The 4,764-nt window shown below is 71.2% G+C and carries 5 protein-coding genes and 1 tRNA gene; 2 read left to right on the top strand and 4 right to left on the bottom strand.

The genetic code is table 11. The annotated features are described in order from the left end of the window. Window positions 1-212 precede the first annotated feature (212 nt). Together ABZE72_RS15705 and ABZE72_RS15700 are read left to right on the top strand one after the other, a co-directional pair. Window positions 213-286, top strand: a tRNA-Ile gene (locus tag ABZE72_RS15705). A 227-nt stretch (window positions 287-513) separates the two neighbouring features. Beyond that, a complete protein-coding gene (locus ABZE72_RS15700; RefSeq protein WP_372729974.1) occupies window positions 514-1,494 on the top strand; it encodes an alpha/beta fold hydrolase in 981 nt (326 codons plus the stop codon). Here the strand turns inward: ABZE72_RS15700 and ABZE72_RS15695 are convergent. The 4 genes from ABZE72_RS15695 to ABZE72_RS15680 all read right to left on the bottom strand — a co-directional run bounded on the left by ABZE72_RS15695 (window position 1,460) and on the right by ABZE72_RS15680 (window position 4,653). Further along, the gene (locus ABZE72_RS15695; RefSeq protein WP_372729973.1) at window positions 1,460-2,317 is read right to left on the bottom strand and encodes a M48 family metallopeptidase; all 858 of its coding nucleotides are present in this window, start codon (window positions 2,315-2,317) and stop codon (window positions 1,460-1,462) included. The two genes, ABZE72_RS15700 and ABZE72_RS15695, sit on opposite strands and share 35 nt — an antisense overlap. A gap of 45 nt (window positions 2,318-2,362) precedes the next feature. Continuing rightward, complete coding sequence (locus ABZE72_RS15690; protein ID WP_372729972.1) at window positions 2,363-3,313, bottom strand: hypothetical protein; 951 nt, start codon at window positions 3,311-3,313, stop codon at window positions 2,363-2,365. A gap of 134 nt (window positions 3,314-3,447) precedes the next feature. Then, entirely contained in the window at window positions 3,448-4,287 is an 840-nt protein-coding gene (locus ABZE72_RS15685) for a hypothetical protein (RefSeq protein WP_372729971.1), read from the bottom strand. 75 nt (window positions 4,288-4,362) lie between these two features. Continuing rightward, window positions 4,363-4,653 carry a hypothetical protein gene (locus ABZE72_RS15680; protein WP_372729970.1) on the bottom strand — a complete coding sequence of 97 codons (291 nt, stop codon included), beginning with the start codon at window positions 4,651-4,653 and terminating at the stop codon, window positions 4,363-4,365. Between the last annotated feature and the right edge of the window lie 111 nt (window positions 4,654-4,764).

Genomic DNA, 4,764 nt, shown 5'->3' with positions numbered 1-4,764 from the left:
TGTTGCGGGGGAGTCGGCATGGGGCGCCGTCGCCCGGATGCAGGGTCTTCTCCCGAGAATGGTGGTCGTGCTGACACTCCCACTCGGCTGGCTGCGGGCCCGCAGACAGGTGAAGCGTCAAGCCTCCTCGGGTGCCTGAACGTCTGCCGCACGCCCGGAACCGTTGTCGGCCCGCGCTCCGACTAGGCTCTGCGCCGCGGGGGTGACCCCGAGGGGCGGTAGCTCAGTCGGTTAGAGCAGAGGACTCATAATCCTTGGGTCGTGGGTTCGAGCCCCACCCGCCCTACGCATTTGACCTGCGAAGATAGGTCGGCGTCGATGTTCAGTCGGTCGGTGTGAGAGGAGCTTGAAGGAATCCGGCGTCTCTCACCCTCGCCGCACCGCAACGCGCTGCAGTTCAACCCGATACGTGCTGACCTGCGAGAGTAGGGTCTCCGTCCTTCGTCTCGGACGAGTCCCGCCGGCATCACGGGGGATGCATCGATCGCCCGTCCGCCCATGAGAGGAGCGTCCATGACCTCGACGAACCCGCCGTGGCGCACGGTCCCCCTGGCCGGTGACTACGGACGGCCCGGCCCACGACCGCGCGGTGAGGTGGACTGGCACCAACACGCGCAGACCGTGCCGATCGCCGGCTCCACGCTGCACTACGTCGATGTCGACCACGGGACACATCACCCGGACGGGCCCGTGTTCGTGCTGGTCCATGGTCTCGGCGGGCGCTGGCAGCACTGGGCTGAGAACATCCCCGAGCTGGCCGAGCACGGGCGGGTGGTCGCCGTCGACCTGCCGGGCTTCGGGCGCTCCGGCCGACCCGCGGGCGGGTACTCCTTCGATGCCTTCGCGGACGCGATCGCCGAGCTGGTCGAGCACCTGAACCTGCCGCCCGTCGTTCTGGTCGGACATTCGCTCGGTGGCCCGCTGGCTGTCCGCTTCGCTCATCGCCATCGGGAGAAGGTGGCCGCGATCGTCCTCGCGGCCGGCACCGTGCAGCACTTCGCGGCCGCACTCGGCATGCGGACCTGCGGGGGCCAGTTGCTCAGGGGACCGGCAACCACCGCCGCCACCTACTTCGAGGTGCTCACGGCGGGGCTGCCGGCACCAGCGTTCGTCCGCCGGCTCATCATCGAGCGTCCGCTCCTGCGCCGCCTCCTCCTGTGGCCGTACCTGCACCGCCCGGAGGCACTCCCGCCCGCCAGCGTGGCGCTGCTCGTGGACGGTGTCGGCGCACGTGGCGTCCTGCCGACCGCCCGGGCAGCCGGCAGGCTGCGGCGCGAGGAACTGCTCACCCCGGTCGGCTGCCCGGTGCTGGCCGTCGGCGCCGACCTCGATGCGGTGGCCCCGTTGACCGCCCTGGCGGAGTACGCCGCGTCCGTCCCCGACGCCCACGCCGTCGTGCTCGAGGGCTCCGGGCACATGGTCATGCTCGAGCGTGCCAGCGCCTTCACCGCCGAGCTCGTCAACTTCGCCCAGCAGGTACGCCGGACCCGGTGACCGGCGCCGTCGGCGCATCGCGCCCGCGCTCCTGCAGCCCGGACCCACCGCGACTCTCGAGGTGCGCCGCGTACTCGGCCAGCTCGGCGTAGCGCTCGACAGGGAACGGGAACGGCTGGCCCAGTCGCATCCAGCTGGCCATCGGTGACCGCGAGACCCTGGCGCGCTGGGCCATGATCGTCGGCTGCCTCAGGTCGCCGGGCAGGGCATCGCCGAACAGCAGCTTGGCCAACCCGGAGCATGCGGCCCGTGGGTCCCCGCACAGGTGCAGCCCGATCCGATCACCGGACAGCACCGTGGCGCGGAGCAGCGGGAGGTAGAGCCAGCGCACCAGGACCAGCCGGCTGGCGAGGTTCACGAACGAGTCGACGCTGTGGAAGTGCAGGTGGCGCGCCTTCAGGGCTCCCATGAAGTAGCCCATGACGAACTCGCACTCGCGCGCATCGAGCTTCGCGACCAGCCCCGAGCTGAGCACCAGGAAGTGACCGTTCGAGGTCCAGATCAGCTCAGCGTCGTCGACGGCGCCATTGCGGACGAACACGCGCACTGGCGTCCGGACGTCCAGCCGCTGACGCATGCGCTCGAAGGCTGCGTGCAGTTCGGGGAAGCTCTCGGCGTCCACCTCGACGGCGTTTGCCATCAGGTGCAACTCGAGCCGGCGTCGTCCGAGCCGACCGAGCGACATCAGCCAGACTGCCAGACCCGCAGGCACCGCGAGCAGCCGCAGCACGCGGGCGACAGGCGACCAAGCACGCTCCTTGGGGTGCAGCCAAGCGCTGAGGTCGGTGACCTCGACGTCCTGACCGGACGCGATCCGACTCATACCCTCACAGGAGGCCGAGAACGGGTTGGAGATACCCGCCCGAGGTCAGGGCCTGGCGACTCGCTTGCTGGCGCGCTCGCACTCGCCGACCCGGCACCGCACGAGGGCGGTCTTCTCGGACCCCTCGGCCACCATCAGCACCGACCGGTTCGTCTCGAAGCCGCTTCGCCCGAACGCGTACGCCGCGCGGTACGACGCGACCTGTCGTCCGTGGTCGCGGTGCACCGAGAGCGTGCCGTTCGGCCCGTCCGAGAGCAGGTGCATGGTCAGCAGTCGCTTGCCGTTCGGCGATGCCGAGACCACACCCTGGCTGCACGAGCGCCACAGCGGGCGGTTCGGAGCGGTCAGCGACGAGACCACGCTGCAGCCGCCGTCGTACGGGTGGCCGGTCAGGACGGCGAGGCGATCGGCGCGGATGTCCGCGAAGTAGCCCTCACGTCCGGAGATCCGTCGGACCAGGCTGGTGTCCGTCCGCCATGACACCGTGCGGCCGGGGGAGGAGGCACCCAGCACGGCCCGGCCCGCGTCCGCGTCGAGCACCGAGGTGTAGCCGGTGAAACGGTGGCGGTTCAGCCGGTCACCGGTGCGCGCGTCCCGGACCGTGATGACGGTGGTGCCCCCGGCGCGGTAGACCGACTCGATCAGCTGCTCACCGTCGCGGGAGAGGGTGATGTCGCCCGTGATCCCCTCGCGCACGGTCCGGCGGCTGCCGTCGACCGCCACCCGCTGCACGGACGAGCGCCCGTCCTGCCACACGCCCACCACGTAGTCGTCGTCGGAGGTGCCGTAGAGCTGGACCTCCTGGGCCTTGATCCGGATCTTCACGTCGCCGTCGAGGATCGTGGTGCCCAGGACCTGGGGGACCCGGGGGTTGTCGCCACGCTCCAGGGAGCCGGGGTCGATGGTGGTCGGCTCGGCTGCGAACGAGGCGGGGGCCACGGCCAGGGCGAGGATCGCCAGGGCGGGCACGAGCAGGCGCGGGGAGCGAAGGCGCATGGGAGTTCCTTCCGAGTCAGGAGAACGGCGACCGTCGTGGTGCGCCACCCCTCAGACGTCGGGAACGGCCGGAAGGTTGTCACGCGTGGTGGGGAGTCGCCGAACGACTCCCCACCAGCGTCAGGTCACGCAGGTCAGAACAGCGGGTCCGGCACGTTCGGCGCGGTGGCCAGCGGCCGGCCGGCGATCTGCAGCATCCGGGCGATCGTCGTACCGGCCACGTCACCGGGGAGGTACGGGCCGCCGACGACCAGGTGGGTCAGGTCGCCCGCCGCCTGGCCGTTGGCCAGCCGGACCGCCGATCCCGAGTCGCCCGGGCTGGCCGCGCCTGCCCACGCGAAGGCGTCGCCACCGTCACCGCGACCCCGGTAGACGACGACGCCGGCGCGCGGCGTGCCACCGGTGCCGACCACGAGGCCATGGCCCGAGTGCTCAACCACGTCCCCGGACTTCGGCGACCCCGCCGAGGTCGGCCCGCCGAAGTAGGCCATCGACGGGTTGACGTACTGCTCCATCGAGGGGCGTACGTCGATCAGCGCGAAGTCGTTGCCGACCCCCTTGTCGACGCTCTTCACGGTGGTGCCGATGTTCATCAGCACACCCGGGGCAGCGACGATCGTGACCTCGTCCCCGACCTTGGTGCAGTGACCGGCGGTGCCGATGAAGTAGTTGCTGGCGCTGCCGAAGACGAAGTTCGTGGTGCAGCCGGCGGGCGCGATGATCCAGGCCCCGGGTCGGATGCCTGTGAAGGCGAGCCCGCTCGTGGGGAAGTCGACGCCGTCGGGCAACGGCACCGAGTCACCGGTCTTCGCAGCTTCCAGCACCCGTTGGTGGAGCGTCGGGGTGTACCAGTCGGGTTGGGGCGCCTTGAGCTCCACGTAGCGCGGAGCGGTGGGGTCGTCGGCGGGCGCCGGGCCGGCGGCGGCACCGCTCACCAGCGGGATCGTGAGCGCCAGGGCCGCGAGTGCGGACATGAGGGGACGGCGGACGTGCATGAGTTCTCCTCCGAGAAGCGGATAACTGTCGCCGGTGCAACGACGGAGCCGCACTCACGTCACGGCCCGCACCGCCCACGCCGAGGCGACGACGTCGAAGGGGCCGTCGCCGGTCAGTGCGCGGCAGCGCTCACGGAACGCGGTACGACGGGGCTCGTCGAGGGCGGCCACGTGATCGCCCGCCGGCCCCACCCCGAGGGTGAACGGGGTCCACCACTCCTCGAAGCTCGCCATGGTCACGGTCACCGACAACCGCGACTCCTGCACCTTCGTCAGGCCGGCCTGCACGGTGAGCTCCGTCAGGTGCCCGGGCCGGGCGCCGGCCAGTACGGACTCGCCAGGCACCGAGGTCGATCCCGCGTGCCACCTGCCAGAAGAGGGAGAGCGGGCTGTCGGTCTCGGAGTAGGCCCACACGCACGCGGCCACGACACCGCCCGGGCGGGTGACCCGGCCCA

It is taken from the genome of Nocardioides sp. (assembly GCF_041600255.1).
Lineage (GTDB): Bacteria > Actinomycetota > Actinomycetes > Propionibacteriales > Nocardioidaceae > Nocardioides.
This window is presented reverse-complemented; position numbering and strand designations above follow the sequence as displayed.

What these genes read in the sequence shown, in the direction of transcription:
- ABZE72_RS15695 (WP_372729973.1), bottom strand. Translation starts at nt 2,317, where the DNA reads ATGAGTCGGATCGCGTCCGGTCAGGACGTCGAGGTCACCGACCTCAGC.
- ABZE72_RS15690 (WP_372729972.1), bottom strand. Translation starts at nt 3,313, where the DNA reads ATGCGCCTTCGCTCCCCGCGCCTGCTCGTGCCCGCCCTGGCGATCCTC.
- ABZE72_RS15700 (WP_372729974.1), top strand. Translation starts at nt 514, where the DNA reads ATGACCTCGACGAACCCGCCGTGGCGCACGGTCCCCCTGGCCGGTGAC.
- ABZE72_RS15685 (WP_372729971.1), bottom strand. Translation starts at nt 4,287, where the DNA reads ATGTCCGCACTCGCGGCCCTGGCGCTCACGATCCCGCTGGTGAGCGGT.